Raw genomic sequence first — 26,663 nt, 5'->3', positions numbered from 1 at the left:
CATGCCGGAGCTGCACACGCGGCTCCTGGCGGACGTGATCGCGCTCGGTTCCCCGTATCCACTGGTTCTCACAGGTGGATACGCCGTGCGGGCACACCGCCTCGTGAACCGCCCAAGCCAGGACCTCGACGTCGCCACCGAGAACCCGGCGCCCATGGCCGACATCGCCGCCACGCTCCGCGCCGGCCTGGAAGCCCACGGCTGGAAGGTGCACGCGCTGGAGACCGCCCCGCTGTCCGCCCGCTTCACCGTGTCCGATCCGGACACCGGGCAGGAATGCGAGGTCGACGTCCTCAAGGAGATCTTCTGACGGCCGGTCGCCCAGAGCCCGTACGGGCCCGTCCTCGCGGAGGAGGACGTGATCGGGACCAAGGTCCGCGCCCTCGCCGACCGCGGAGCGCCCCGCGACCTGATCGACGTGTTCGCGGCCTCCCGCCGCTGGACCAATGCCGAACTCGAGGAGTTCGGCCGCCGCCACGCCCGCGGCCGCTTCGAGCGTGAGGATCTGCAGTCGAACCTCACGGGCGCCGAGTGGACCGACGACGAAGCCTTCGCTGCCTATGGCCTCGATGACGCCACGATCACCGCTCTCCGCGCATGGGCTGTGGAGTGGGCCGACGACCTCGCGGCTCGCCTCCTCGAAGAGTCCGATGATCCGCCTATCGACTGATCACGTCCGGAGAGAGCTCGCGATGAGACTACGAGGCTTGCGCGCCGAAATCCGCCGTACCGCTCAGCGCCAGGGTGGTCACCGTGGGTGCCCACGGATGCAAGGTGCCCGCCGGTGGCCGACTACAGGTGCTGTCCCACATGGTTCACGATGAACCGCTTCTCCTCGCCGTGAACACGATGTGCTCCTCCGACGCCTTGGCGAGGGCTTCGAAAGTGGGCACGGCGTCTATTCCAGAGGAGGGATCCCGCTCCAGGCGTCGAATGTGGCCGCCTTAGGCCGGCCGGCCTGCGCCACAAAGCCGCACGTCAAGCGCTCTTCGCAGCAGGCTCCAGGACCGCCACGCACTCCACGTGATGCGTCATCGGAAAAAGGTCGAACGCCCGCAGCTTGCGCGGCTTGTAGCCGCCCTCGCGGAAGTAGGCCAGGTCGCGGGCGAGGGCCGCCGGGTCGCAGGCGACGTAGACGACGCGGCGGGCGCCCAGGGCGGCGATGCGGGCGACCGTCTGCTTGCCCGCGCCCGCGCGCGGCGGGTCGAGGACGACCAGGTCGGCCTCGGTGATGCCGGTCTTCGGCAGCACCTGCTCGACCTTGCCCTGTTCGATGCGGACGCGGTCCAGGTCGGCGAGGTTGTGCCGGGCGTCCTCCACCGCGCGCTTGCCGGACTCGATGCCGAGCACCGCGCCGGTCTCCCCCACCCGCTCCGCGAGGGCGCCCGCGAACAGGCCGACGCCGCAGTACAGGTCGAGGGCCATCTCACCCTTGCGCGGCATCAGGCCCTGCATCACGGCCTCCACCAGCACGTCCGCCGCCTTCGGGTGGACCTGCCAGAAGCCGCCCGAGCCGACCCGCCAGGTGCGGCCCGCGGCCCGCTCCCGGACGAAGGGACGGCCGTGCACCCGGTGCACCCCGCCGTCCTTCTCCTCCACCCGCATCACCGAGACGGGGCGGTCGAGTTCGACGATCGGCAGCCGGCCGCCGGGCCGGGGGGTGAGGATGACCTGCCGGTCATTCGAGCCGGTGGCCGCGATGGCCTCGACCCCCGCGATCTGCGGCCACTCCCGCTTCTCCACACCCAGCTCGCTGACGCCCGGCGCCGCGATCAGGCAGTGGTCGACCGGCTGCACCTCGTGCGAGCGGTGCTTGCGCAGCCCCGCCTGCCCGTCCTCGTCCACCGCGTACTGCACCCGCGTGCGCCAGGCGGGCACCTCGCCCTTGGGCAGCTTGTCGCCGGGCGCGGGCTCGACCGTCCCGTCCCAGCCGGCATCCTCCGGCATCAGGCCGGCCAGCCGCGCGAGCTGCTCGGCGACCACGGCGCCCTTGAGCCGCCGCTGCGCGCCCGGCGCCACGTGCTGCCAGTCGCAGCCGCCGCACTTGCCGGGGCCGGAGAACGGGCAGGGCGCGGGGATCCGGTCCGGCGAGGCCTCCAGGACCTCCACCGCGTCGGCCCGCAGGAAGCGGGAGCTCTCGTCGCCCTCGGTGACCCGGGCGAGCACCCGCTCACCGGGCAGCGTGTGCCGGACGAACAGCACCCGGCCGCCGGGCGTGCGGGCGATGCAGTGGCCTCCGTGCGCGACGGGCCCGACCTCGACCTCGTACTCCTCGCCGACGAGCGAGGGGGCTGCGGAGGCGGAAGGGGTGGATGGTGTCGTCACAGCGGGGATGCTCCTGAGCTGGTGGTGAGGTGAAGAGCGGGGCGGGCCGGGCCGACCGCAGCCCTCCAGTCTACGCCCCCGGCAGAGGCCCTCCGTCCACACCGGAGTCGGTGCGGAACTCCGGCCCGGGAAGCCCTCGTTCGGCCCCTCCGGACGAGCCCGCCGGCCCCGCCGGCCCCCGCCGCACCGCGCCCGGCGCGCTCCAGTCGGCCCGGCGCTTCGCCCGCGCCTTGGCCCGCTCGGAGGACTCCAGCTGGTACGGCACGGAGGTCACCATCACCCCGGGCGTGAACAGCAGCCGTCCCTTCAGCCGCAGCGCGCTCTGGTTGTGCAGCAGATGCTCGTACCAGTGGCCGACCACGTACTCCGGGATGTAGACGGTGACCGCGTCCCGCGGGCTGTCCCGGCGCAGCCCCTTGACGTACTCGATGGTCGGCCGGGTGACCTCCCGGTACGGCGAGTCCAGGATCTTCAGCGGAACGGTGATCCCCCGCCGCTCCCACTCCGCCCGCAGCTCCCGGGTCTCCTCCGGGTCCACGTTGACGCTCAGCGCCTCCAGCGGCCCGGAGCGCAGCAGCTTCGCGTAGGCCAGCGCGCGCAGGGTCGGCTTGTGCACCTTGGAGACCAGGACGATCGAGTGCACCCGCGAGGGGCGCGTGGTCCCGTCGTCCGGCTCGTCGGGCGCGGCCAGTTCCTCCGCGACCCGGTCGTAGTGACCGCGGATCGCCGTCATCACCCCGTAGAAGATCACCATGCCCAGCAGGGCGACCCAGGCGCCGTGGGTGAACTTGGTGACCAGCACCACGACGAGCACCAGCCCGGTGATACAGGCCCCGACGAAGTTGATCACCCGCGAACGCCGCATGCGGCGCCGGGCCTCCGGGGAGGTCTCCTGGGCCAGATGCCGGTTCCAGTGCCGGACCATGCCGGCCTGGCTGAGCGTGAAGGACACGAAGACGCCGACGATGTAGAGCTGGATCAGCCGGGTCGAGTCGGCGTCGTAGACGTACACCAGCACGGCGGCGGCGCCCGCCAGCATCACGATGCCGTTGGAGAACGCCAGCCGGTCGCCGCGGGTGTGCAGCTGGCGCGGCAGATAGCGGTCCTGGGCCAGGATCGAGCCGAGCAGCGGGAATCCGTTGTAGGCGGTGTTGGCCGCCAGGAACAGCACCAGCGCCGTGGCCCCGGCCAGCAGCAGGAAGAGCAGCGAGCCCCCGCCGAAGACCGCCGCGGCGACCTGCGAGATGACGGGGTCCTGGTGGTAGTCGGCGCCGACCGGGACGCCGTCCCGCAGCAGTTCGTGGGCCGGCCGCTCGGCCATCTTGACGTCGCTGGCCATGGCGAGCGCGATGATGCCGACGAACATGGTGACGGCCAGGGAGCCCATCAGGGCCAGGGTGGTCGCGGCGTTGCGGCTCTTGGGGCGGCGGAAGGCGGGGACGCCGTTGCTGATCGCCTCGACGCCGGTGAGCGCGGCGCAGCCGGAGGAGAACGCCCGCAGCAGCAGGAACACCAGGGCGAAGCCGGCGAGTCTCTGCTCCTCCGCGGCGATCTCGAAGTCCGCGGTGGGGGCGCGCATCTCCTCGTCGAGAACGAGCCCGCGGACGGCCCCCCAGAAGATCATCAGGAAGACGGCGGCGACGAAGACGTACGTCGGGACGGCGAAGAGCTTGCCGGACTCCCGCACGCCCCGCAGGTTCATCAGGGTCAGCACCACGATGGTGCCGATTGCGAACGCGGTCTGGTGCTCGGCCACGAACGGCACCGCCGAGCCCAGGTTCTCCACCCCGGCCGCGATCGACACGGCGACGGTGAGGACGTAGTCGACCAGCAGCGCTCCCGCGACGGCGAGTCCGGCGCGCGGCCCCAGGTTCGTGGTGGCCACCTCGTAGTCGCCGCCCCCGCTGGGGTAGGCGTGCACGTTCTGCCGGTACGAGGCGACGACGATGAACATGAGCAGCACGACGGCGGCCGTGATCCACGGGCTGAAGTGATAGGCCGACACCCCCGCGACGGAGAGGACGATCAGCACCTCTCCCGGCGCGTAGGCCACGGACGAGAGCGGGTCGGAGGCGAAGACGGGAAGGGCGATCCGCTTGGGGAGGAGCGTCTCCCCGAGCCTGTCGCTGCGCAGCGCCCGGCCGATCAGAATCCGTTTGGGCACGTCGGTCAGTTTGGACACGCTGAGGATCGTAAGCCCGCCGGCGGCGGCGACCGCTCCTGTGGTCCGGATGACGGAACTCCTTGACGCGATTCGAACACCGGGGGAACACGGGAGGTGAGACCGGGTACGCGAGGGCGTCCGCCCGAGCACGGAGGGGTAGCGTTGCCGGGGACAGCACGGATCAGTGGCACCCCGGCGGGGACGGAAGGATGATGGGCGATGTGTGTCCAGGTCACAACGGCAGGGGAAGGCGCGGGGTAAGTCCTCATGCACATCGTGATCATGGGCTGTGGCCGGGTCGGTTCGGCCCTGGCACAGACGCTTGAAGAACAGGGCCACACGGTCGCCGTCATCGACCAGGACCCCACCGCCTTCCGCCGCCTCGGCTCGGGATTCGGCGGCCGCCGGGTCACCGGAATGGGTTTCGACCAGGACACGCTCCGCGAGGCCGGTATCGAGGAGGCGGGCGCGTTCGCCGCAGTGAGCAGCGGCGACAACTCCAACATCATCGCGGCCCGGGTGGCGCGGGAGATGTTCGCGGTGGAGAACGTGGCGGCCCGCATCTACGACCCGCGGCGCGCGGAGGTCTACCAGCGGCTGGGCATTCCCACCGTGGCCACCGTCCGCTGGACCGCGGACCAGATACTGCGCCGGCTGCTGCCGTCCGGGGCCGAGGCGCTCTGGCGCGACCCGAGCGGCGCGGTGCAACTGGCCGAGGTGCACGTCTCCACCGAATGGGTCGGCCACAAGGTCGGCCGGCTCCAGGAGGAGACGGGCGTGCGGGTGGCGTTCCTGACCCGGCTCGGCGAGGCCATACTGCCCACCTCCCAGACGGTGCTGCAGGAAGGCGACCTGGTGCATGTGATGATGCGCGTCGACGACATGGACAAGGTCGAGGCGGTCTTCTCCGAGGGCCCCGGGGAGGAACGGCGATGAGGGTGGCGATCGCGGGTGCCGGTGCGGTGGGCCGCTCCATCGCGGGCGAGCTCCTGGAGAACGGGCACGAGGTGCTGCTGATCGACAAGGCCCCGACGGCGATCTCGGTGGAGCGGGTGCCGCAGGCCGAGTGGCTGCTGGCGGACGCCTGCGAGATCACCTCGCTGGACGAGGCCGCGCTCCAGCGCTGCAACGTGGTGATCGCGGCGACCGGTGACGACAAGGTCAACCTGGTCGTGTCGCTGCTCGCCAAGACCGAGTACGGGGTGCCGCGCGTGGTGGCCCGGGTCAACCACCCCAAGAACGAATGGCTGTTCAACGAGTCCTGGGGCGTGGACGTGGCGGTCTCCACCCCGCGCCTGATGTCGGCCCTGGTGGAGGAGGCGGTGAGCGTCGGCGACCTCGTCCGGCTGCTGCGCTTCAGCCACGGCGACGCCAACCTCGTCGAGCTGACGCTGCCGCCCGAGTCCGCCCTCGCGGGCACCCGCGTCGGCGACGTGGACTGGCCGGAGGACACCTCGCTGGTCACGATCATCCGCGGCACGCGGGTGCTGGTCCCCAGCCAGGAGGACGCCCTGGAGGCCGGTGACGAACTGCTGTTCGTCGCGGCACCGGCCCGTGAGGAGCGGCTGGAGGAACTGCTGTCGGTGCGCCGTCAGGGCGGCTGACCCGGCGGCCCGACGGCGCGTACGGCGGGCACGGCGCCCGGGGCGTACGCGCCCGTGACACGCGGCCGAGGGGCCCGGAAACCGGTGGTCGAACCATCGGTATCCGGGCCCCTCGGCCGTACGGAACACAGACACGGAACACAGGCAGCGCCCGCGCGCCGCCCGCGTCCGCTCAGTCGCGCGCGTGCCGGCGGCGGGCCGGCGGCTCCGCCCCGTCCGCCCGGACGGCGCCCTCCGGGCCGGTGCGGCCGGTCTGCCCGCCGTCGCCGCCATGTCCGGACAGCCGCTCGACCGCGTCGTCCACGACCTCGTGCGCCAGCCGTTCGAAGGCGTCCTCCCCCTCGTGGTGGGCCCGCTCGCGCTCCTCGCGCTCCCGCTCCTCCGCCTCCATCTCGGCGATCACATCGATCGGCGGCGGGGCCTTGGCCAGGAAGATCCAGGTCAGGTAGACGCAGAGGAGGAACGGCGGAATGCCGAGCGCCACCTTCACCCAGCCGAGCTGGGTGGCGTCGCCCCACCAGTAGAGCGGGAAGAGGATCGCCGACTTGCCGAGCAGGATGAGGCCCCAGGCCCACGTGGCCCGGGTGTAGGCGCGGAAGCGGCCCGGGTTGCGGGTGCGCCAGGAGAGGTTCTCCCGCAGGATGGGGCCGAGCAGCAGGCCGATCAGCGGGAAGCGGAAGACCGCCGAGAGGATGTACACCACCGAGAGGCCCAGGGTGTAGAGCATGCCCGGCAGATAGAAGTTCTTCGCGTTGTCGGACATCATCGCGAAGACGGCGCCGAAGGCCACACCGAAGAGCCCGCTCAAGGCGTGTTTGAGCGTGTCCCGCCGGACCAGCCGCGCGGCGGCGAGCACCGCTGTCACCCCGAGCGCGGCGATCGCCGACAGGTTGATGTCGCGCTTGATCGTGAAGAGGAGGACGAAGACGAGACCGGGCACGGTGGTGTCCACCATGCCGCGCACCCCGCCGAACGCCTCCAGCAGCGCGGTGTCGGCGGCGGCCCGGCTCCCCGCGGGGCCCCGGTCCGCGCCCTGGTCCTGGTCCTGGTCCGGGCTCTCGCCGGCGGTCTCTGCTGCGGTCGTGGGAGTCGGCTTGTCGAAGGACGCCACCGGCTACTCCTGTCCGGGAGGTCGGAGTTCGTATCGGGGGTTGAACAGCACGCGGCGGCCCTGGCTCGTCGAGACCCGTCCGGTCGCGATCAGCCGACGCCCCGGTTCTATGCCGGCGATCGAGCGCCGGCCCAGCCAGACCACGTCCAGCGGCGCGGACCCGTCGTACAGCTCGGCCTCCAGCGCGGGCACCCCCGCCCTGGGACGCTGGGTGACCGTGCGGAGCGTACCGGTCACCTTGACGACCTCGCGGTCGGGGCATTCCCGGATGGGAACGCAGCCCGCCGTCTCCCGGGCGTCCTCCTGGAGCTCGTCGGCGTCCAGCTCCTCGGGGGTGGAGGAGAGCCGGTCGAGCATCCGGCGGAAGCGGCCGGTCTGTTTCACGGGGCGGGAAGCACCACTCATACGGGCAGCCTACCGGGGGGTGGGGCCGGACGGATCACGGCTCGAAGCGGTAACCCATGCCGGGCTCGGTGATGAAATGCCGGGGATGTGAAGGGTCCGCTTCCAGTTTACGGCGGAGCTGCGCCATGTAGACGCGGAGATAGTTGGTCTCGGTGCCGTAGGAGGGCCCCCAGACCTCCTGCAGCAGCTGTTTCTGGCCCACCAGCCGCCCCGGGCTGCGGACCAGCACCTCCAGCAGATGCCATTCCGTCGGGGTCAGCCGGATGTCCCTGCCGCCGCGGTTTACGCGCTTCGCGGCCAGGTCGACGGTGAACTCCTCGGTCTCGACCAGCACCGTCTCCTCGGCGGCGGCGACGGGCTCGGAGCGCCGGACGGCCGCGCGCAGCCGGGCCAGCAGCTCGTCCATGCCGAACGGCTTGGTGACGTAGTCGTCCGCGCCGGCGTCGAGGGCCTTGACCTTCTCACCGGAGGTCTGGCGTGCGGAGAGCACCAGGACCGGCACCCGGCTGGTGCGGCGCAGCTCGTGGAGGACGTCCACCCCGTCCATGTCGGGCAGCCCCAGGTCGAGGATCACCGCGTCGGGGCGGTGGGCGGCCGCCGTGCGGAGGGCGGTGGCGCCGTCGGCGGCGGTGTCGACCTCGTAGTCGCGCGCCCGGAGGTTGATGACGAGGGCCCGGACGATCCGCGGCTCATCGTCGACGACCAGGACCCTGCGCCGGGCCGGACCGGTCCGTGCGGGTGACTGCGGCATGGCTGTGCGGCCTTTCTCTCGTCTCCGCCGTCCGGTGGCGCTCCGCCGCTCCGGACCGGGAGGACCATACGCCCCGCCGTCCGCCGCCGCGTTCACGAGGTCACCGTCGCCGGGAGATCCGCACGGCACGGCGGGCGGCCGCCCGCCGCCCGCACCGTGAGCACCATCGTCATCCCGCCGCCCGGGGTGTCCTCGGCGGCGAGCGTGCCGCCCATCGCCTCGGCGAAGCCGCGGGCGACGGCGAGGCCGAGCCCCACCCCGGCGCCCCGCGGGGCGTCGCCGTGCCGCTGGAAGGGTTCAAATATCCGTTCCTTCTCGGCGTCCGGCACCCCCGGCCCCCGGTCCACCACCCGGATCTCCACCCGCTCCCCCAGCGCGCTCGCCGCGACCAGCACCGGCACCCCCTCCGGGCTGTACTTGACCGCGTTCTCCACGATGTTGGCCACGGCCCGCTCCAGCAGCCCGGGGTCCACGGCGACCATCGGCAGCACCTCGGGGATGTCCAGCACCACGCTGCCGTCGGGGACCCCGCCGAGGGCCACCGGCACCACCTCGTCGAGGTCGGCGTCCCGGATCAGCGGGGTGACGGTGCCGGTCTGCAGCCGGGACATGTCGAGCAGATTGCCCACCAGGTGGTCGAGCCGGTCCGCGCCGTCCTCGATGCCCGCCAGCAGCTCCCGCTCGTCCTCCTCCGACCAGCACACGTCCTCCGAGCGGAGCGAGGAGACGGCCGCCTTGATCCCGGCGAGCGGGGTGCGCAGATCGTGCGAGACGGCGGCGAGCAGGGCGGTGCGGATCCGGTTCCCCTCCGCCAGCTCCCGCGCCTGCTCCGCCTCGCCGACGAGCCGCTCCCGGTCCCGTACCGCCACGGCCTGGGCCGCGAAGGCCGAGAGCACCCGGCGGTCCGCCGCGGGCAGCACCCGGCCGCACAGGGCCAGCATCATGTGGTCTCCGACCGGCATGTCCACGTCGGCGTCCTCGGGGCAGGACGCGGGGGCCGGCCCCACGCCGCCGGCCCGGCGCCACGGCTCGACGTCGCTCTCCCGCTCCAGCAGGGCCACCGAGTCCATGCCGAAGGTCTCCCGGACCCGCTCCAGCAGCGCCTCCAGGCTCGTCTCCCCGCGCAGCACCCCGCCCGCCAGGAAGGACAGGATCTGCGACTCCGCGCGCAGCCGCGCCGCCTGCTGGGTGCGCCGGGCGGCCAGGTCGACGACCGAGGCGACGGAGACCGCGACCGCGAAGAAAACCACCATGGAGACGAGGTTGCCGGGGTCGGCGACGGTCAGCGTGCGCACGGGCGGGGTGAAGAAGTAGTTGAGCAGCACGGTGCCGATGGCAGCCGCGGCCAGCGCCGGCAGCAGCCCGCCCAGCAGCGCCGCCAGCACGGTGAGGAAGAGGTACAGCAGGACGTCGTTGGCGAACTCCGGCCGCGGGTGCTGGGCCGTGAGGATCAGGGTCAGCAGCACCGGCCCGGCGATCCCCGCCAGCCAGCCCGCCACGCTCCGGGTCCGGCCGAGCGCCACCCCGCGCGGCACCGGCAGCCCGCGCCCCTTGGCGGCCTCCTCGTGGGTGACGATGTGCACGTCGAGATCCGGACCCGACTCCCGGGCGACCGTGGCGCCGACCCCCGGCCCGAAGACGTACTGCCAGGGCTTTCGGCGGCTGGAACCCAGCAGGATCTGGGTGGCGTTGACCCCGCGCGCGAAGTCCAGCAGGGCGGCCGGCACCGCGTCGCCGATCACGTGGTGGAAGGTGCCGCCGAGGTCCTCCACCAGTGTGCGCTGGACGGCCAGTTCCTTCGGCGAGGGGTAGGCCAGCCCGGTGCTCGGCGAGATGTGCACGGCGAGGATCTCCCCGCCGGAGCCGCGGGCCGCCACCCGCGCGGCGCGCCGCAGCAGCGTACGGCCCTCGGGGCCGCCGGTGAGGCCGACGACGATCCGTTCCCGGGCCTGCCAGGTGGAGCGGATGCGGTGCTCGCTGCGGTACTGCTGGAGGTACTCGTCGACCCGGTCGGCGGTCCACAGCAGCGCCAGTTCGCGCAGGGCGGTGAGGTTGCCGGGGCGGAAGTAGTTGGAGAGGGCCGCGTCGACCTTGTCGGGGGCGTAGATGTTGCCGTGCGCCATCCGCCGGCGCAGCGCCTCCGGCGACATGTCGACCAGCTCGATCTGGTCGGCCCGGCGCACCACTTCGTCCGGCACCGTCTCGCTCTGCCGGACGCCGGTGATGGACTCCACCACATCGCCCAGCGACTCCAGATGCTGGATGTTGACGGTGGAGATCACGTCGATCCCGGCCCGCAGCAGCTCCTCGACGTCCTTCCACCGCTTGGGGTTCCGCGATCCCGGCGCGTTGGTGTGGGCGAGTTCGTCCACGACGGCGACGGCGGGGCGCCGCTCCAGCACGGCCGCCACGTCCATCTCGCCCGCGCCGGCCCCGCTGCCGCCCTCCGGCTTCCGCCGGGGGATCCGCTCCAGGCCCTCCAGCAGGGCCGCGGTGCGCTTGCGTCCGTGCGGTTCGGCGAGCGCGACGACGACGTCGGTGCCCCGCTCGGCGCGCCGGTGCGCCTCGGAGAGCATCGCGTAGGTCTTCCCGACCCCCGGCGCCGCCCCGAGGTAGATCCTGAGCTTGCCCCGTCCCATGGCCCCATTCTGTCGGCTCGGCCCGCCGCTCCGGCACCCGCGGCCGGAACAACCGCGGACCGGGGCCCGGTGGAACGCGGGAAACGCACCCGCCCCGGCCGGGGAATCCCCTCGGCCGGGGCGGTACGGGCGGACCGGGGGCGGGAGGCACGCCCTGACGGCGTCGGCGCGGCTCCCCGCCGTCCCGGGTCCGTCAGCGGATCTCGGTGATCTCCGGGCCGCGGGCCAGCCGGTCGGCGCCGCCCGCGAAGCGGGAGCCCTGCGCGGACTCCGCCTCGTCCTGCTGGACGCCGTCCGGCACCATCTGCGCGTCGTCCGGCAGCTTCAGGACGATCGGGTCGCGCGGCGCCATCGGCTGGTCGCCGCGGACGATCACGGTGTCCCGGAAGATCTGCTCCAGCAGACCGGCGGCCTGCGGCTGGACCGCGCCCTGGCCGGAGATCACACCGCGCAGGAACCAGCGCGGGCCGTCGACGCCCACGAAGCGCACCAGCTGCACGCCGTTCTTGCCGTCCGGCAGTTGGACCGGCACCTGGGCGCGGAGTTCCCAGCCCAGCGGGCCCTCGACCTCGTCGACGACGCCGCCCTGCTGGGTGATGCCGCCGGCGATCTCATCGCGGACCTCGCCCCAGATGCCTTCGCGCTTCGGGGCGGCGAAGGCCTGGAGCTGGATGGCGCTGTCCCGCAGCACGACGGTGGCCGCGACGATCGACTCACCGGCGACCTCGACCCGCAGCTCCATGCCCTCGACACCGGGCACGAAGAGCCCGCCGAGGTCGACGCGGCCCTCGGCGGGCCTGCTCACCTCGGAGATGTCCCAGGGCCCGTCGGGCCGGGGCGCCGGCGGAAGGTTCACCCGGCGCGACTCGGTCCCCTCCGCGCCCTCCGGCTCCTCACCGGCCGGCCCGGCCGCGGCCGCGTCCGCACCGTCCTTGCCCGCGGTGTTCTCAGCGTCTGCGCGTCCCTTGCGACGACGTCCGAACACGTCACTGTCCTTCCCGGTCGTTGACGACCGAAGCGTAATCATGTCCCCCGGCGGAGCCGTCCATCGCGGCGTGGCCACCGGTCGACCCGAAGCCGTTCGCGCCCCGCGCCGAGCCGGGCAGCTCCGCGACCTCGTGGAAGCTCACCTTCTCGACCTGCTGGACGATCAGCTGGGCGACCCGGTCGAACTTCTCGAACCGCACGGTCTCGCGCGGGTCCAGATTGACCACGGTCACCTTGATCTCCCCACGGTACCCGGCATCCACGGTGCCGGGCGCATTCACGAGGGCGACGCCGCAGCGGGCGGCGAGGCCGGAGCGCGGGTGCACGAAGGCCGCGTAGCCGTCGGGGAGGGCGATCGCCACCCCGGTGGGCAGCACCGCCCGCTCCCCGGGGGCGAGTTCGGCGGCCTCGGTGGTGACGAGGTCGGCGCCCGCGTCGCCGGGGTGGCCGTAGGAGGGGACCGGCACCTCCGGGTCGAGCCGCCGCAGCAGCACGGGGACCGGCGGGCGGGTCACGGGTTCACCTCGAAGGCGCGGGTGACCTTGATCTGGTCCGGGTCCGACATCGCGGCCCGGATCTCCTCGTCCCGGCCGTTCTCGATGAAGTGGTCGACCTTGACCTCGATGAAGAGCGCGGTCGCCCGGACGGCGACGGGCCCGTCCGGGCCGCCGATGCGGCCCGTCGCGGTGCTGTAGATCTTGCGGCCGTGCACCGCGGTCACCTCCGCGGCCAGGTGCAGCTCGGTGCCCACCGGCACCGGCCGGACGTAGTCCGTCTCCAGCCGGCCGGTCACCGCGATGGTGCGCAGCAGCCAGCTCAGCCCGCCGAGCGTCTCGTCCAGCGCCGTGGCCAGCACACCGCCGTGAGCGAGGCCCGGTGCGCCCTGGTGGGCCTCCTTGACGGTGAAGACGGCGGTGACGCTCACGCCCTCGCCGGCGCGCGTCTCCAGATGCAGCCCGTGCGGCTGCAGGCCGCCGCAGCCGAAGCACTGGTCGTAATGGGAGCCGAGGAGCTCTCCGGGCGCGGGGGCGTCGGGGTGCCGTTCCGGCTGCCGGGCGTCGGCAGGGGGCGTCAGCGATGTCGTTGGTCCACTCACGAGTGCAGACCCTACCCGCGCCGGTCACGCCCGGTCGCGGGCGTGCCAAGCTTGGACCATGCAGTCGTACGAGGAACGCCTCACCGCGCCCGCCTCCTGGTGGGCCGCCGCCGTCGCCGCCGGACTCTTCTGCGCGCTGACCGCGGCGCCCTTCGGCATCCTGGCCGTGCTGGGCGCGCTGATCGCCGGCGGGGCGCTCGCGGCGGCGGCCGTCAGCTCGTACGGCTCGGCGCGGATCCGGGTGGTCGCGGGCTCGCTGGTCGCCGGTGACGCGCGGATCCCGGTGGAGGCTCTCGGCGGGGCCCAGGTGCTGGACCGGGCGGAGGCGATGGCCTGGCGCACGCACAAGGCCGATCCGCGCGCGTTCATGCTGCTGCGCAGCTACATCCCGACGGCGCTGCGGGTGGAGGTCACGGACCCGGCCGACCCCACGCCGTACGTCTATCTGTCGACCCGGCACCCCGAGGAGCTGGCCGCGGCACTCGCGGCCGTGCGGTCCTGACGCCCGCGCACCGGCGGTCCCGGCCCCGGCGGCTCCGGTCTCAGCGGGCGGTGCCCGGGTTTCCGTCCTCCGGACCAGCGGCGTCCGGAGCGGCACCCTCCGGACCGGCGGCGCCGGGCCCCTGGAGCGACTTGGGGCTGCCGGGCTGCGGGTCCGGGCCGGGCGGGAGCTGGTCCCAGGGCACCTGCCGCCGGCGCAGGTCCCGGCGGATCTTCGCAGCGAGGGCGGCGGTCTCGCGCCGGTTCATCACGGCCCCGGCGGCGGCGCCGATCATGAAGGGCACCAGGGTGGGGAAGTTGCGCACGGTGCGCTTGAGCACCTGGTGCCGCAGCCGTCTGCGCATCTGGGCACCGAGCAGGGAACTCACGTCGGCGGTGGCGGTGACGTCGATCCCGCGCTGCTCGGTCCACGCGGAGAGGTACGCGTAGGCGCGCTGCGTGGCGTTGCCGGGGGCGCGCATGCCGTAGACCTCGTGGAGCTCGGCGATGAGCTTGTACTCGACGGAGGCGACGCCGACGATCTCGGCGGCCAGCTCGGCCGGCATCGCGGGAGGAGTGGGGAGCATGGCCGCCGCGCCCACGCTCGCGCCGATCGCGGAGGAGGCGCGGACCGCTCCGGCCACCAGCCTGTCGGCCAGCTCCTCGGCGTCGAGCCCCGGGAACTGCCCGCGGAGCGCCGCCAGGTCCCGGACCGGGACGCGCGGCGCGGTGTCGATGATGCGGTCGGAGACCACCGCGAGACCGCTGCGGACGCCGCGCCCTCCGCGTGCCACCCCCCGCCCGGCCGCCGCCACGAGCGAGGCCGTGCGGCCCCGCTCCCCGTGCGCGGGGCCGGTGGTGCCGGACGCCTGGTCGGGGCGTCCGGTGGAGTCCGCCGGCAGGGCGTCCTGTTCCGTGGGCGCCTGAGCGCCTTCCACGGGGGCCGTACGGCCCGCGCGGTCCTCCCCGGAACCCGGAGAGCCCTGCCGCCGGATGCGACGTTTACGGGACGGCGTGGAGCCTGTCACGGCCGTCCCGGCCTCAGGCCGCGCAGTCGCGGCAGACCGGCTGGCCGTTCTTCTCCGCCGCCAGCTGGCTCCGGTGGTGCACGAGGAAGCAGCTCATGCAGGTGAACTCGTCGGCCTGCCGGGGCAGCACGCGGACGGACAGCTCCTCGTTGGAGAGGTCCGCTCCGGGCAGCTCCAGGCCCTCGGCCTGCTCGAACTCGTCGACGTCCACACTGGACGTGGACTTGTCGTTGCGCCGGGCCTTGAGCTCTTCGAGGCTGTCCTCGTTGAGCTCGTCATCGGTCTTGCGTGGGGTGTCGTAGTCCGTCGCCATGTCGCTCTCCCCCTCTGGGTGTCTGCTGGTGTCTCAGCGCTCGTAACGCGTGAGGGGCCGGTCTTGTGCCCGACCTGAGGCGGAGATTTTGCCTCACATCAAGGTCTGTTACTCAATCGACACCCAACCGCCCCCCTGAAGGGGCGAGTGCGTTGGATGGCGATGGGGACCGTACACGGTCGTGTTCCCCCGCCGCGCGGGGCCATCCCGTGTACTTCCCGTGATCAAGGGCCTCGAAAACCCGCATTTTCCCGGCTTTCCGGGGACCTGTACGGTCACGGAGGGTCAAGGGGCCGAAAATCGCGATTGTGAGCGATTCCACAAGAGGAGTCCCGGGACCGTCCCGGGAATTTCCGCCCAAAGCGAACCACGGACAGCATCTCAGACGGGGAGGGTGACCCGCATCACGAGACCACCGCCCTCCCGCGGTTCCGCGCTGACGTGGCCGCCGTGCGCCCGGACCACCGAGCGGACGATCGACAGCCCGAGCCCGACGCCCTTGTCGCTGCCGGTGCGCTCGGTGCGCAGCCTGCGGAAGGGCTCGAAGATGTTCTCCAGCTCGTACGCCGGGACCACGGGCCCGGTGTTCGAGACCACCAGGGAGGCCCCGCTCTCCCACTGCCCGGTGGAGATCTCCACCCAGCCGTCCGGCGCGTTGTACCGCACCGCGTTCTGCAGCAGGTTGAGGGCGACGCGCTCCAGCAGCACCCCGTTGCCCAGGACGACCGCGAGCCGCCGCTCGCCCCGCAGCTCCACGCCCTTGCCCCGGGCCTCCTCGCGGACCTGCTCCACGGCCTGCGAGGCGACCTCCGCCAGGTCCACCGGCTTGCGGTCGACGATCTCGTTCTCGCTCCGGGCCAGCAGCAGCAGGCCCTCGACGAGCTGCTCACTGCGCTCGTTGGTGGCCAGCAGCGTCTTGCCGAGCTGGGTGAGTTCGGGCCCCGCCTCCGGGTCGGAGAGCTGGACCTCCAGCAGGGTGCGGTTGATCGCCAGCGGGGTGCGCAGCTCGTGCGAGGCGTTGGCGACGAAGCGGCGCTGGGCGTCGAACGCCCGGTCCAGCCGGTCCAGCATCTCGTCGAAGGTGTCCGCCAGTTCCTTCAACTCGTCGTCCGGGCCGTCCATTTCGATCCGGCGCGACAGGTCGGAGCCGACCACCCGGCGGGCGGTGCGGGTGATCCGGCCGAGCGGCGAGAGCACCCGGCCCGCCATGGCGTAGCCGAAGGCGAACGCGGCCACGCTGAGACCGAGCAGGGCCAGCAGCGAGCGCCGCAGGAGGTTGTCCAGCGCGAGCTGCCGCTGGTAGTCCATGCAGGCCTCCAGAGCGGCGTTGAACTCCTCCTGGTTCTCAAAGAAGCGGTCGGTGAGGTTCGGGCAGGTGCTGCTGGTCGGCCGGAAGCTGCCCTCCAGCACCTTGAACGGCAGGGCGTTGCCCTTGTCCAGCGCCTCGGCGGCCAGCAGGTAGATGATCGACAGCAGCACGATGCCGGCGATCAGGAACATGCCGCCGTAGAGCAGGGTGAGCCGGATCCGGATCGTCGGACGGAGCCAGGGCCGCGGGCCGCCGGGCGCCGTCTGGGGATCCCAGGTGGGCTTGGGGGGCGTCGCGGGGGGCGCGGGCGTGCCTGCCACGGCCGCTCAGACCCGGTAGCCGGAGCCGGGGACCGTGATGATCACGGGCGGCTCGCCGAGCTTGCGGCGGAGCGTCATGACGGTGACCCGGACCACGTTGGTGAAGGGGTCGGTGTTCTCGTCCCAGGCCTTCTCCAGCAGCTGCTCGGCCGAGACCACGGAGCCCTCGGCCCGCATCAGCACCTCCAGTACCGCGAACTCCTTCGGCGCCAGCTGCACCTGCCGCCCCTCCCGGAAGACCTCGCGGCGGTTGGGGTCGAGCCGGATGCCGGACCGCTCCAGGACGGGGGGCAGCGGCGCGGTCGTGCGGCGCCCGAGGGCCCGCACCCGGGCGGTGAGTTCGCTGAAGGCGAACGGCTTGGGGAGGTAGTCGTCGGCGCCGATCTCCAGGCCCTCGACGCGGTCGCTGACGTCGCCGGATGCGGTGAGCATCAGCACCCGGGTCGGCAGCCCGAGCTCCACGATGTGCCGGCAGACGTCGTCCCCGTGCACCAGCGGCAGGTCCCGGTCGAGGACGACCACGTCGTACTCGTTGACGTCGACCCGCTCCTGGGCGGCGGCGCCGTCGTACACGACGTCGACGGCCATGGCCTCCCGGCGCAGGCCGGTGGCCACCGCATCGGCGAGCAGCTGCTCGTCCTCGACGACGAGTACGCGCACGGCACGTTCCCTTCCCTGACTCGCGGCCCGTGACCGGGCCGGACGCTGTTCGGGTGATCCTCCCCATCCTGCCCCCGCCGGCCGTAAACCGGCGGTAAGAGGATCACCGGATCGGGAGAATCAGGATTCTTATCGCGTTTGAGGTTTCTCTGAGGTCCGGGTTGGGGAGGACGAATGCACACCCGAGATCACGCCCTGTACGTGGCATGCCACGGCCTGCTGTCCCCCGCGGAGAAGCGGTGCGTGATCAACCCGCCGTCGGCACACCCCCGTGCCATCGACCCACGACGAGGGGGCGCAACCATGGACGCGTTCACCGCAGGACTTCTGCAGCGTATACAGAACACCGAGTCCGATCTGTCGCGCGCTCGGGAGACGGGCGACGACTTCCTCGTGGAGGTGGAGCTCGCGGAGCTGGACGATCTCCGTCGCCTCGCGGCCGAGCACGGCGTGGAGGTCGGCGCCCTGAGCGCCTGAGCCGGCACCCCGATCACAGCGAGGGCGCCCCGGTACCGGTCATCCGGTACCGGGGCGCCCTCCGCCGTTTCCGCGGTGCGCGGCCCGGATCAGCCGGCGGGGTGGTCGTCGTGCCAGGCGCCCAGCTCCTCCAGCCGGCCGCGCAGCGCCTCGAAGAGCCCCGGCGGGGCGGCCACGGCCAGTTCGCCGGAGAGCGGCACCCCCGGCCGTCCGCCGGTGACCGCTCCGGCCTCCCGGGCGATCAGCTCGCCCGCCGCGTAGTCCCACGGGTTCAGCCCGCGCTCGTAGTAGCCGTCGAGCCGGCCCGCCGCCACGTCGCAGAGGTCGATCGCGGCGGACCCGGAGCGCCGGACGTCCCGCAGGTCCGGCACCAGCGCGCGGAGCACCGCGGCCTGCCCGATCTTGCGCTCGCGGACGTAGCCGAAGCCGGTGCCGATGAGGGCCCGCTCCAGCGGCGGCGCGGGATTGCAGCGCAGCCGCCGCTCCCCCCGGTACGCCCCGCCGCCCAGCACCGCCCGGGACGTCTCGCCCCGTATCGGTGCCGCCACCACGCCGGCCACCGTCTCGCCGTCGCATTCGGCGGCGATGCTCACCGCCCAGTCGGGCCGCCCGTAGAGGTAGTTGACCGTGCCGTCGATGGGATCGACGATCCAGCGGACGCCGCTGCTGCCCGCGGTGTCCGCGCCCTCCTCGCCGAGGAGGCCGTCGTCCGGCCGCCGCTCCGCGAGGAAGTCCCGGATCAGCTTCTCCGAGGCGATGTCCATCTCGGTGACCACGTCGATGGCGCTGGACTTGGTCGCGGCCACGCCCAGGTCGTCCGGGCGGCTGTCGCGCAGCAGCGTCCCGGCGCGCTCGGCCGCCTCCAGGGCGATCGGCAGCAGCTCCCGGCCGAGGGCTCCGAGGTCCGTCCCCCGGGCGCTCATCGCGCGGCTCCCGCGTACGGGTCGTCCGCGCCGGCCGCGGCCGGCTTCGGCGCCCGGCCGGGGCAGCAGCCCACCGGGCAGAGGTCGTGGCTCGCACCGAGGGTGCCCAGCGCGCGGCGCCGCACCTCCTCGCCGCGCTCGGCCGCCGCGCGCTCCAGGACCAGCTCCCGGATGCCGGCCACGAAGCGCGGGTCGGCGCCCACGGTGCCCGCACGGGCCACCGGCAGGTCCAGCGCGGTGGCCTTCGCCATGGCCTCCGTGTCGAGGTCGTAGATGACCTCCATGTGGTCGGAGACGAAGCCGATGGGGACCATGACGACCGCGGGCGCGCCCGCGCCGTGCAGCTCCTCCAGGTGCTCGCAGATGTCCGGCTCCAGCCAGGGGATGTGCGGGGCGCCGCTGCGCGACTGGTAGACCAGCCGCCAGGGCCGCTCCACCCCGTCCTCGGCGCGCACGGCCGCGGCGATCAGCCGGGCGGTGTCCAGGTGCTGCGCGACGTACGCGCCGCCGTCACCGTGGCCCCCGGGCGGCCCGGAGGTGTCGGCCGAGGCCGTGGGGATGGAGTGGGTGGTGAACGCCAGATGGGCGCCCTCCCGCACCTCCTCCGGCAGCCCGGCGAGCGCCGTGAGCGTCGCCTCGATCATGGGTTCGACGAAGCCGGGGTGGTTGAAGTAGTGGCGGAGCTTGTCGATCCGCGGCAGCCGCAGGCCCTCCGCCTCCAGAGTCGCCAGCGACGCGGCGAGGTTCTCGCGGTACTGGCGGCAGCCGGAGTACGAGGCGTAGGCGCTGGTGGCCAGGGTCAGGATGCGGCGGTGCCCGGCCGTGACCATCTCCCGCAGGGTGTCCGTGAGGTAGGGCGCCCAGTTGCGGTTGCCCCAGTGGACGGGGAGGTCCAGACCGTGCTCCGCGAAGTCCTTCCGCAGGGCGGCGAGCAGCTCGCGGTTCTGGTCGTTGATGGGGCTCACGCCCCCGAAGAGGAAGTAGTGCTGCCCCACTTCCTCCAGCCGTTCACGGGGGATCCCCCGGCCACGGGTGACGTTCTCCAGGAAGGGCACCACGTCGTCCGGCCCCTCTGGGCCGCCGAAGGACAGGAGCAGCAGGGCGTCGTAGGGATCGGGGACTGACTGATCGGACATGCCGCCGATCCTGCCACCCGCCGCCGGCGGCCGGGAAAATACCCGGGCGCCGGGGTCCCGGACGGCCGTACGCTGAGGCGCCCCGCCCCGTCCGCCAGGTCCCCGCCGGAGCCGTCCGTGCCCAGTCCCTATCGCGAGATCTTCGCGCACCCCGGCACCAGGGCGTTCTCCGCGGCCGGTCTCCTGGGGCGGATGCCGGCGGCCATGCTGGCCATCGGCGTCGTCACGATGATCTCCCGGCTGACGGGCCGCTACGGGCTGGCGGGGGCGGTCGCCGCGACGCTGGCCCTGTCCTCCGCCTGCCTGTCCCCGCGGATGTCGCGGCTCGTCGACCGGTACGGACAGCGGCGGGTGCTGCGCCCGGCGCTGCTCGGCGCGGTGGTGGCCGTGACGGGACTGCTGGTGAGCGCCCGCCAGGGACTGCCCGCCTGGACGTACTTCGTCTTCGCGGCCGGCGCCGGGTGCGTACCGCACCTCGGTTCGATGGTCCGCTCGCGCTGGGCCGCGCTCCACCGGGAGGAACCGCGGAAGCTGCACACCGCGTACTCCTGGGAGTCACTGGTCGACGAGGTCTGCTTCGTCCTCGGACCGCTCATCTCCATCGGGTTGTCCACCCAGTGGTTCCCGGAGGCGGGCCCGCTGGCCGCCCTGCTGTTCCTCGTCACCGGCGTCCTCTGGCTGACCGCGCAGCGCGCCACCGAGCCCGTGCCGCACCCGCGGGAGCAGCACACCCCGGGTTCGGCGCTCCGCTCCCCCGGCCTGCGGGTGCTCGTGATGACCTTCGGCGTCAGCGGCGCGATCTTCAGCTCCGTCGACGTGGTGACGGTGGCCTTCGCCGAGGAGGCCGGCCGGCCGGCGCTCGCCGGGCCCGTCCTGGCCGTGTACGCCCTGGGGTCCGGGCTGGCCGCATGGGTGTTCGGGCTGCTGGACCTCAAGGGGCCGCCGGCCCGGCGGTGGCTGCTCGGGGTGTGGGCGATGGGCCTCTGCGCGCTGCCCCTGCTGTTGGCCGGGAACCTCCTCGCGCTGGCCGCCGCCCTGTTCGTCGCCGGCATGACGATCGCCCCCACGGCGGTCACCACCATGGCGCTGGTCGCGCGGCACGTCCCCGCCGCCCGGCTGACCGAGGGCATGACCTGGACGAGCACCGGCGTGCAGCTCGGCATCGCCGCCGGGGCCGCCGTCGGCGGCCGGGTGGTCGACGCGGCGGGGGCCGGGGCCGGATACTCGGTGCCCGCCGGGGCTGGACTTCTCGCGGCAGTGGTGGCATCCCTGGGGTACCGCCGGCTCCGGCCGGCTCCGCGGCGGGAGAAAGTGGGAGTACATGACGCAGAAGACCGGCGGCCTGTGGCGTAACTGGGCGGGGACGGCGGCCGCGCGGCCGCTGCGCTCCCCCGCCCCCGCGACCACCGACGAGGTGGCCCGGATCGTCAAGGCGGCGGCCGAGGACGGGATACCGGTGAAGGCCGTCGGCACCGGCCACTCCTTCACCGCCGCCGCGGCCACCGACGGCGTGCTGATCCGCCCCGACCGGCTGACCGGTGTCCAGCGGATCGACCGGGACGCCGGGACGGTCACCGTCGCGGCGGGCACCCCGCTGTGGCAGCTCAACCAGACCCTGGCCGGCGCGGGCCTGTCGCTGACGAACATGGGCGACATCATGGCGCAGACCGCCGCCGGTGCCACGAGCACCGGGACGCACGGCACCGGGCGGGACTCCGGCTCCCTGTCGGCCCAGATCACCGCGCTGGAACTGGTCACCGCCGACGGCTCGGTGCTGCACTGCTCGCGCGAGGAGAACCCCGAGGTCTTCGCCGCGGCCCGGATCGGCCTCGGCGCGCTGGGGATCGTCACCGCTCTCACCTTCGCCGTCGAACCGCTCTTCCTGCTGACCGCCCGCGAGGAACCGATGCCGCTGGGCCGGGTGCTCGCCGACTTCGACCAACTGACGCGGGAGAACGAACACTTCGAGTTCTACTGGTTCCCGCACACGGAGCACTGCAACACCAAGCGGAACAACCGCAGCGCCGGTCCCCCCGCCCCGCTCGGCCGGATCGGCGGCTGGGTCGAGGACGAACTGCTCTCCAACGGTGCCTTCCAGCTGGTCTGTTCGGCGGGCCGCGCCGTGCCCGCCGCGATACCGCGGATGGCCCGGGTCACCGGCCGCGCGCTGTCCGCCCGCACCTACACCGATATCCCCTACAAGGTCTTCACCTGCCCGCGCCGGGTCCGTTTCGTGGAGATGGAGTACGCGGTCCCGCGCGCGGCGGGCACCGCGGCGCTCCGCGAGGTGAAGGCCCTCATCGAACGCTCCGGCCTGCGCGTCGGCTTCCCCATCGAGGTGCGCACCGCGCCGGCCGACGACATCACGCTCTCCACCGCCTCCGGCCGGGACAGCGTCTACATCGCCGTGCACCTGTACCGGGGCACCCCGTACCGGCGCTACTTCTCCGAGGTGGAGCGGATCATGACGGCGCACGAGGGACGCCCGCACTGGGGGAAGCTGCACAGCCGCGACGCGGGGCAACTCGCCTCCGTGTACCCCCGTTTCGGCGAGTTCACGGGGCTGCGCGACCGGCTCGACCCGGAGCGGGTGTTCGGCAATCCGTATCTGCGGCGGGTCCTGGGCGACTGACCGGGGGCGCCGGGCGTCCGCGCGTACCGGTTTCTGCTCCTTCGGTCTGATGTACGGGTCCGGCGGTCGCGGCGGGTGTCCGCCCGCCGCGGCCGCCGGACCGTCACTCTCCGTCCAGCCGCCCGCGGTCCGGCTGCCCGCGGCGGGGGTCACGGCAAACGGAGGAGGTGACTCCGCATCGGGAGGTTCGGTGAAACTCCTCCCGTGCGCGGTTATCCGCCTCCCGGCCGTTCCGGCCCCGGGAAGAAGCCGGCGGCGTGCCAGTCCACCCGGGTGGGCTGAATGGAGTACTGTGACGAATCCTGGCTCCGGCTCCCCGCCAGGCTGCCCGGAGCCGCGAAAGCGGCCCGGAGCAGGGTTCGGACCGACGTAGTCGTGGCAGGACCTGGGTAGGGTGCATGGGACGGACGGCGTGGTCACGCATCGTGACGTGTGGGTAACCGCGCCACAACGGCGAAGAAGGCCTCCCGGCCCGACACGCCGGGCAACTCGGCAATGCTGTGGCAGGCTGCACCCGGGCAGGCCACACTCGTCTAGCGGAAGCAGCGACGCACGTGACGTCGGCAGGCACCACCCGGGAGGTCCCCATGCCCGAACTGCGTGTCGTGGCCGTCAGCAACGACGGCACACGGCTGGTGCTGAAGGCTGCGGACAGCACGGAATACACCCTTCCGATCGATGAGCGGCTGCGCGCCGCCGTGCGGAACGACCGTGCCCGGCTGGGCCAGATCGAGATCGAGGTCGAGAGCCACCTCCGCCCCCGGGACATCCAGGCGCGGATAAGGGCGGGAGCCTCCGCCGAGGAGGTCGCGCAGCTCGCCGGTATCCCCGTGGAGCGGGTGCGCCGCTTCGAGGGCCCGGTGCTCGCCGAGCGCGCCTTCATGGCCGAGCGGGCCCGCAAGACCCCCGTCCGCCGCCCGGGCGAGAACACCGGGCCCCAGCTCGGCGAGGCCGTCGCCGAGCGCCTGATGCTGCGCGGCGCGGAGAAGGACACCGTTCAGTGGGACTCCTGGCGGCGCGACGACGGCACCTGGGAGGTGCTGCTCGCCTACCGGGTCGCCGGTGAACCGCACTCCGCGAGCTGGACCTACGACCCCCCGCGCCGGCTGGTGCAGGCGGTGGACGACGAGGCCCGCTCGCTGATCGGGGACACGGACGACACCCCCGAGCCGAGCGTTCCGTTCGTCCCCCGGATCGCCCGCCTGCCCCGGGACCGTCCGATGGACCGCACCGTCCCGATCGACCGCTCGGAGCGGCCGCGGTCGACGGAGCCGGACGAGGCCGCCGAGCGGGAGAGCCGTGACCGCGACTCGCTGACCAGCCTGCTGGAGGCGGTGCCGAGCTTCCGTGGCGACCTGGTCGTACCGGAGCAGACCTCGCCGTCCCGTGCCGAGCCCGCCGACAGCCCGCCGGACGACGAGCCGGCGGCCGCCGAGGAGCCCGCGGCGCCGCCCGCCGCCGCGGCGAGCGCCGGTTCCGCGTACGCCGACGTGCTGATGCCGCGCGCCGTGGCGGGGCACCGGGACCGGCTCACCGGCACCACGGACCGGCAGGCCGAGGCGGACGGCGTCCGTCCGGGCCGCCGCGCGGCCGTGCCGAGCTGGGACGAGATCGTCTTCGGCACCCGCCGCAAGAAGCAGGAGTAGCCGGAGCCGTCCGGCGATGACGCCCGGTGGCCCGGACCCGGTCCGCCGGGGTCGGCCGGCGGCGGGGCGCGGATCAGCCCGGGTCGGCGCCCGTGGCGACCGGGCGGTCCGGGTCGGCGGACCACTCGCTCCAGGAGCCGGCGTACAGGGCCGCCGGGATGCCCGCCAGCTCCAGCGCGATCACCTCCTGCGCCGCCGAGACCCCGGAGCCGCAGTACACGCCCACGGGCGCGTCACCGCGGACCCCGAGGGCGGCGAAGCGCTCGGCCAGCTCGCGCGCCGGGCGGAACCGGCCCTCGGCGGTGAGGTTGCCGGCCGTCGGCGCGGACAGCGCGCCCGGGATGTGGCCCGCCACCGGGTCGATCGGCTCCACCTCGCCGCGGTAGCGCTCCGCCGCGCGGGCGTCCAGCAGCACGCCCTTGCGCGCCAGTTCGGCGGCCTCGTCCGGGCCCAGCACCGGGAGACCGCCGGGTACGGGCTCGAAGGTGCCGGCGGCGGGCGCGGGTTCGGACGTCTCCAGCGGGCCGCCGTGCTCCCGCCAGGCCCGGAGCCCGCCGTCGAGCACGCGCACGGACGGATGCCCGGCCCAGCGGAGCAGCCACCACGCGCGCGCGGCGCCCCAGCCCCGCGCGTCGTCGTACACCACGACCGGCCGCTCCGGGGAGACACCGGCCCGGCGCATCGCGGACCCGAACACGGCCGGGTCCGGCAGCGGATGCCGGCCGCCGCTCCCGGCCGGGCCGGCGAGGTCGGCCTCCAGGTCCACGAAGACGGCGCCGGGGATGTGCCCCTCCCCGTACGCCTGACGGCCCGGGGGGCCGCCCAGTTCCCAGCGCACGTCGAGCAGGACCGGCGGCCGTTCGCCCGCCGCTTCCCGGGTCAGTCCGGATGCGGTGATGAGGGTGTCCATGCGGCCATCTTCGCGCAGTCCCGGCTGCGCAGGCCGCAGACCCCGTAAACCAGCCGTACGGCGGGCAGTTGTCGGACAGCCGGACCGCCGGCACGGATACGCAACGGCAAAGTGGGCATCCTTGACCCCAAAGCCATGGAACGCGGCGCGGCCGTCTCCCTCGGCGCGGCAGCTGGTGCAAGCATGAGGCCGGGCGCCCTCCCACCGCGACGACGTGCGCCCGGTCCCGCCCGGATCCGAACGCCCCGAGGAGAGTAGTGACGATGACCGAGCCAGCCACGCCGCGTACACCGGGAACGCCCTGCTGGGTGAGCCTGATGGCGCACAACCTGGCGGCGACCCAGGAGTTCTACGGCGCCCTGTTCGGCTGGAGCTTCGTGCCCGCGCCGCGGCAGCTCGGGCCGTACGTCCGCGCCCAGCTGGGCGGACGCGAGGTCGCCGGGGTGGGCGAGCTGTCGGGCGGGCGCGAGCTGCCGGTCGCCTGGACCACCTATCTGGCCACGGACGACGCCGACGCGACCGCCGAGCTGATCCGGGCCTGCGGCGGTACGGTCGCCGTCGGCCCGCTGGACGCGGGGGACGCGGGGCGGCTGGCGATCGCCTCCGACCCGTTCGGCGCGGTCTTCGGGATCTGGCAGGGGCTGGCCCTGGCCGGAGCGCAGGCTTCCGGTGAACCGGGCACCCAGACCTGGAACGACCTGCAGCAGCAGGACTTGGCGGCCGCGAAGTTCTACGAGGCGGTCTTCGGCCACGACAGCGCGGCGAACGGCCCGGAGGAGATCACGCTCTCCCTGGACGGCAAGCCCGTGGCCCGGGTGCGGGAGCTGGGCGAGGAGCCGGTCCGGGGCCACGGGCCGCGCTGGATGACGTACTTCGAGTCGGCCGATCCGGACGCCGACGCGCGCCGGGCGGCCGACCTGGGCGGCCGCCTGCTGGCGCCGCCGCACGACCAGCCGCTCGGGCGGGTGGCCACCGTCGCCGACCCCGAGGGCGCGGTCTTCAATCTGCTGCGAACGGCCCGCTGACGGCCGCCCGTTCACCGCGGTCGACGGGGAGGACGTCCGGCGAGAGGGCGGCGGCACGGGCCGCCGCCGACGTCATCCGGCGCCGGTGGTGACGGCGGCACAGCACCTCGTAGCCCGTCTCGGCCCCGGAGAGGCCGACGTCCCCGACGACCACCTGCGCGCCCTCGACGACCATCTCGCCGCCGACCGTGCGAGCGTTGTGGGTGGCCCGCGCGCCGCACCAGCAGAGCGCCTCCACCTGCAGGGTCTCGATGCGGTCGGCGAGTTCGACCAGGCGCTGGGAGCCGGGGAAGAGCTTGGAGCGGAAGTCGGTCGTGATGCCGAAGGCGAACACGTCGATGTCCAGATCGTCGACGACCCGGGCGAGTTGGTCGATCTGCACGGGGGCCAGGAACTGCGCCTCGTCGGCGATCACATAGTCGGCGCGGCCGCCCGCGGAGAGATGGCCGACGAGATGGGCGTACAGGTCGAGGTCCGCGCCCGCCTCGATGGCCTCGGTGACCAGGCCCAGCCGGGAGGAGAGCTTGCCCTCGCCGGCCCGGTCGTCCCGGGTGAAGATCAGACCCTGGAGGCCGCGCGCCGACCGGTTGTGCTCGATCTGCAGGGCGAGGGTCGATTTCCCGCAGTCCATCGTGCCGCTGAAGAAGACCAGTTCGGGCATCGGGAGTGGAGGGCCTTTCGGTTCGGGTCGTGGCCGGCCGCCGCCGGGGCCCTGCGGGGAG

General features: G+C 73.5%; 25 protein-coding genes and 1 pseudogene. 9 read left to right on the top strand and 17 right to left on the bottom strand.

Going from position 1 to position 26,663, the window contains the following annotated elements; translation table 11 throughout:
- The first annotated feature begins 1 nt into the window (after window position 1).
- A pseudogene (locus tag IF83_RS29885) lies at window positions 2-670 on the top strand (nucleotidyl transferase AbiEii/AbiGii toxin family protein).
- Between the two features lie 308 nt (window positions 671-978).
- Here the strand turns inward: IF83_RS29885 and IF83_RS0105215 are convergent.
- Window positions 979-2,325 carry a class I SAM-dependent RNA methyltransferase gene (locus IF83_RS0105215; RefSeq protein WP_030542829.1) on the bottom strand — a complete coding sequence of 449 codons (1,347 nt, stop codon included), beginning with the start codon at window positions 2,323-2,325 and terminating at the stop codon, window positions 979-981.
- A 70-nt stretch (window positions 2,326-2,395) separates the two neighbouring features.
- A complete protein-coding gene (locus IF83_RS0105210; protein WP_078843180.1) occupies window positions 2,396-4,507 on the bottom strand; it encodes an APC family permease in 2,112 nt (703 codons plus the stop codon).
- 249 nt (window positions 4,508-4,756) lie between these two features.
- Here IF83_RS0105210 and IF83_RS0105205 point away from each other — a divergent pair, with 249 nt between their 5' ends.
- Both IF83_RS0105205 and IF83_RS0105200 read left to right on the top strand, forming a co-directional pair.
- A complete protein-coding gene (locus IF83_RS0105205) occupies window positions 4,757-5,425 on the top strand; it encodes a potassium channel family protein (RefSeq protein ID WP_030542827.1) in 669 nt (222 codons plus the stop codon).
- Window positions 5,422-6,093, top strand: a complete 672-nt coding sequence (locus IF83_RS0105200; protein WP_030542826.1) for a potassium channel family protein — start codon at window positions 5,422-5,424, stop codon at window positions 6,091-6,093. Before IF83_RS0105205 ends, IF83_RS0105200 begins: the two co-directional genes overlap by 4 nt.
- A gap of 172 nt (window positions 6,094-6,265) precedes the next feature.
- On the opposite strand, the gene IF83_RS0105195 is transcribed toward IF83_RS0105200, so the two are convergent.
- From IF83_RS0105195 to IF83_RS0105160, 7 genes are all read right to left on the bottom strand, one after another.
- Entirely contained in the window at window positions 6,266-7,204 is a 939-nt protein-coding gene (locus tag IF83_RS0105195) for a DUF3159 domain-containing protein (protein WP_078843179.1), read from the bottom strand.
- Between the two features lie 3 nt (window positions 7,205-7,207).
- Window positions 7,208-7,609: an OB-fold nucleic acid binding domain-containing protein gene (locus tag IF83_RS0105190; RefSeq protein ID WP_030542824.1), complete on the bottom strand. Its 402-nt coding sequence runs from the start codon at window positions 7,607-7,609 to the stop codon at window positions 7,208-7,210.
- A gap of 34 nt (window positions 7,610-7,643) precedes the next feature.
- Window positions 7,644-8,360, bottom strand: a complete 717-nt coding sequence (locus IF83_RS0105185; RefSeq protein WP_051722473.1) for a response regulator — start codon at window positions 8,358-8,360, stop codon at window positions 7,644-7,646.
- A gap of 92 nt (window positions 8,361-8,452) precedes the next feature.
- On the bottom strand, window positions 8,453-10,999 hold the full coding sequence (locus tag IF83_RS0105180; RefSeq protein ID WP_030542822.1) for a DUF4118 domain-containing protein: 2,547 nt from the start codon (window positions 10,997-10,999) through the stop codon (window positions 8,453-8,455).
- Between the two features lie 193 nt (window positions 11,000-11,192).
- The gene (locus IF83_RS0105170; RefSeq protein WP_030542821.1) at window positions 11,193-11,984 is read right to left on the bottom strand and encodes a DUF3710 domain-containing protein; all 792 of its coding nucleotides are present in this window, start codon (window positions 11,982-11,984) and stop codon (window positions 11,193-11,195) included.
- Window position 11,985: 1 nt separating this feature from the next.
- A complete protein-coding gene (dut, locus tag IF83_RS0105165; RefSeq protein WP_030542820.1) occupies window positions 11,986-12,501 on the bottom strand; it encodes a dUTP diphosphatase in 516 nt (171 codons plus the stop codon).
- Window positions 12,498-13,082, bottom strand: coding sequence for a PaaI family thioesterase (locus IF83_RS0105160; protein ID WP_030542819.1), 585 nt, complete (start codon window positions 13,080-13,082; stop codon window positions 12,498-12,500). Before IF83_RS0105160 ends, dut begins: the two co-directional genes overlap by 4 nt.
- Before the next feature lie 58 nt (window positions 13,083-13,140).
- Here IF83_RS0105160 and IF83_RS0105155 point away from each other — a divergent pair, with 58 nt between their 5' ends.
- The gene (locus IF83_RS0105155) at window positions 13,141-13,584 is read left to right on the top strand and encodes a DUF3093 domain-containing protein (protein WP_030542818.1); all 444 of its coding nucleotides are present in this window, start codon (window positions 13,141-13,143) and stop codon (window positions 13,582-13,584) included.
- A gap of 40 nt (window positions 13,585-13,624) precedes the next feature.
- Here IF83_RS0105155 and IF83_RS29880 read toward each other — a convergent pair whose 3' ends face one another.
- From IF83_RS29880 to IF83_RS0105135, 4 genes are all read right to left on the bottom strand, one after another.
- Window positions 13,625-14,590 carry a hypothetical protein gene (locus IF83_RS29880; RefSeq protein ID WP_078843178.1) on the bottom strand — a complete coding sequence of 322 codons (966 nt, stop codon included), beginning with the start codon at window positions 14,588-14,590 and terminating at the stop codon, window positions 13,625-13,627.
- Between the two features lie 13 nt (window positions 14,591-14,603).
- Window positions 14,604-14,903: a DUF4193 domain-containing protein gene (locus tag IF83_RS0105145; RefSeq protein ID WP_019709681.1), complete on the bottom strand. Its 300-nt coding sequence runs from the start codon at window positions 14,901-14,903 to the stop codon at window positions 14,604-14,606.
- Between the two features lie 381 nt (window positions 14,904-15,284).
- Complete coding sequence (locus IF83_RS0105140) at window positions 15,285-16,532, bottom strand: sensor histidine kinase (protein ID WP_030542816.1); 1,248 nt, start codon at window positions 16,530-16,532, stop codon at window positions 15,285-15,287.
- A gap of 6 nt (window positions 16,533-16,538) precedes the next feature.
- The gene (locus IF83_RS0105135; protein WP_030542815.1) at window positions 16,539-17,192 is read right to left on the bottom strand and encodes a response regulator transcription factor; all 654 of its coding nucleotides are present in this window, start codon (window positions 17,190-17,192) and stop codon (window positions 16,539-16,541) included.
- Between the two features lie 174 nt (window positions 17,193-17,366).
- On the opposite strand from IF83_RS0105135, the gene IF83_RS33610 reads away from it, so the two are divergent.
- Window positions 17,367-17,669, top strand: a complete 303-nt coding sequence (locus IF83_RS33610) for a hypothetical protein (RefSeq protein WP_158710997.1) — start codon at window positions 17,367-17,369, stop codon at window positions 17,667-17,669.
- Window positions 17,670-17,758: 89 nt separating this feature from the next.
- Here the strand turns inward: IF83_RS33610 and IF83_RS0105125 are convergent, their stop codons facing one another.
- Entirely contained in the window at window positions 17,759-18,592 is an 834-nt protein-coding gene (locus IF83_RS0105125) for an inositol monophosphatase family protein (RefSeq protein WP_030542814.1), read from the bottom strand.
- Window positions 18,589-19,728 carry a ferrochelatase gene (locus tag IF83_RS0105120; protein WP_030542813.1) on the bottom strand — a complete coding sequence of 380 codons (1,140 nt, stop codon included), beginning with the start codon at window positions 19,726-19,728 and terminating at the stop codon, window positions 18,589-18,591. The genes IF83_RS0105125 and IF83_RS0105120 overlap by 4 nt, the downstream gene beginning before the upstream one ends.
- Window positions 19,729-19,845: 117 nt before the next feature.
- Here IF83_RS0105120 and IF83_RS0105115 point away from each other — a divergent pair, with 117 nt between their 5' ends.
- The 3 genes from IF83_RS0105115 (at window position 19,846) to sepH (ending at window position 24,006) form a co-directional block, all read left to right on the top strand.
- Window positions 19,846-21,081, top strand: a complete 1,236-nt coding sequence (locus IF83_RS0105115; protein ID WP_030542812.1) for an MFS transporter — start codon at window positions 19,846-19,848, stop codon at window positions 21,079-21,081.
- Complete coding sequence (locus IF83_RS0105110) at window positions 21,050-22,360, top strand: D-arabinono-1,4-lactone oxidase (RefSeq protein ID WP_030542811.1); 1,311 nt, start codon at window positions 21,050-21,052, stop codon at window positions 22,358-22,360. The genes IF83_RS0105115 and IF83_RS0105110 overlap by 32 nt, the downstream gene beginning before the upstream one ends.
- A gap of 554 nt (window positions 22,361-22,914) precedes the next feature.
- Window positions 22,915-24,006 carry a septation protein SepH gene (gene sepH / locus IF83_RS0105105; protein WP_030542810.1) on the top strand — a complete coding sequence of 364 codons (1,092 nt, stop codon included), beginning with the start codon at window positions 22,915-22,917 and terminating at the stop codon, window positions 24,004-24,006.
- A 73-nt stretch (window positions 24,007-24,079) separates the two neighbouring features.
- Here sepH and IF83_RS0105100 read toward each other — a convergent pair whose 3' ends face one another.
- Window positions 24,080-24,916 carry a sulfurtransferase gene (locus tag IF83_RS0105100; protein WP_030542809.1) on the bottom strand — a complete coding sequence of 279 codons (837 nt, stop codon included), beginning with the start codon at window positions 24,914-24,916 and terminating at the stop codon, window positions 24,080-24,082.
- A gap of 263 nt (window positions 24,917-25,179) precedes the next feature.
- Between IF83_RS0105100 and IF83_RS0105095 the strand changes: the two genes are divergently transcribed.
- A complete protein-coding gene (locus IF83_RS0105095; protein ID WP_030542808.1) occupies window positions 25,180-25,941 on the top strand; it encodes a VOC family protein in 762 nt (253 codons plus the stop codon).
- Here the strand turns inward: IF83_RS0105095 and IF83_RS0105090 are convergent.
- Window positions 25,916-26,602, bottom strand: a complete 687-nt coding sequence (locus tag IF83_RS0105090; protein WP_030542807.1) for a thymidine kinase — start codon at window positions 26,600-26,602, stop codon at window positions 25,916-25,918. The two genes, IF83_RS0105095 and IF83_RS0105090, sit on opposite strands and share 26 nt — an antisense overlap.
- Window positions 26,603-26,663: the final 61 nt, after the last annotated feature.

It is taken from the genome of Streptomyces albus subsp. albus, assembly GCF_000719865.1.
GTDB lineage: Bacteria > Actinomycetota > Actinomycetes > Streptomycetales > Streptomycetaceae > Streptomyces > Streptomyces albus_E.
The sequence above is the reverse complement of the archived record's forward strand: the minus strand, read 5'-3'. Positions and strand labels throughout refer to the sequence as shown.

Coding starts and splice junctions, on each gene's coding strand:
- IF83_RS0105145 (WP_019709681.1), bottom strand. CDS start 14,903: ATGGCGACGGACTACGACACCCCACGCAAGACCGATGACGAGCTCAAC.
- IF83_RS0105090 (WP_030542807.1), bottom strand. CDS start 26,602: ATGCCCGAACTGGTCTTCTTCAGCGGCACGATGGACTGCGGGAAATCG.
- IF83_RS0105190 (WP_030542824.1), bottom strand. CDS start 7,609: ATGAGTGGTGCTTCCCGCCCCGTGAAACAGACCGGCCGCTTCCGCCGG.
- IF83_RS0105110 (WP_030542811.1), top strand. CDS start 21,050: ATGACGCAGAAGACCGGCGGCCTGTGGCGTAACTGGGCGGGGACGGCG.
- IF83_RS0105155 (WP_030542818.1), top strand. CDS start 13,141: ATGCAGTCGTACGAGGAACGCCTCACCGCGCCCGCCTCCTGGTGGGCC.
- IF83_RS0105200 (WP_030542826.1), top strand. CDS start 5,422: ATGAGGGTGGCGATCGCGGGTGCCGGTGCGGTGGGCCGCTCCATCGCG.
- IF83_RS33610 (WP_158710997.1), top strand. CDS start 17,367: ATGCACACCCGAGATCACGCCCTGTACGTGGCATGCCACGGCCTGCTG.
- IF83_RS0105180 (WP_030542822.1), bottom strand. CDS start 10,999: ATGGGACGGGGCAAGCTCAGGATCTACCTCGGGGCGGCGCCGGGGGTC.
- IF83_RS0105185 (WP_051722473.1), bottom strand. CDS start 8,360: ATGCCGCAGTCACCCGCACGGACCGGTCCGGCCCGGCGCAGGGTCCTG.
- IF83_RS0105125 (WP_030542814.1), bottom strand. CDS start 18,592: ATGAGCGCCCGGGGGACGGACCTCGGAGCCCTCGGCCGGGAGCTGCTG.
- IF83_RS0105095 (WP_030542808.1), top strand. CDS start 25,180: ATGACCGAGCCAGCCACGCCGCGTACACCGGGAACGCCCTGCTGGGTG.
- IF83_RS0105205 (WP_030542827.1), top strand. CDS start 4,757: ATGCACATCGTGATCATGGGCTGTGGCCGGGTCGGTTCGGCCCTGGCA.
- IF83_RS0105100 (WP_030542809.1), bottom strand. CDS start 24,916: ATGGACACCCTCATCACCGCATCCGGACTGACCCGGGAAGCGGCGGGC.
- IF83_RS0105120 (WP_030542813.1), bottom strand. CDS start 19,728: ATGTCCGATCAGTCAGTCCCCGATCCCTACGACGCCCTGCTGCTCCTG.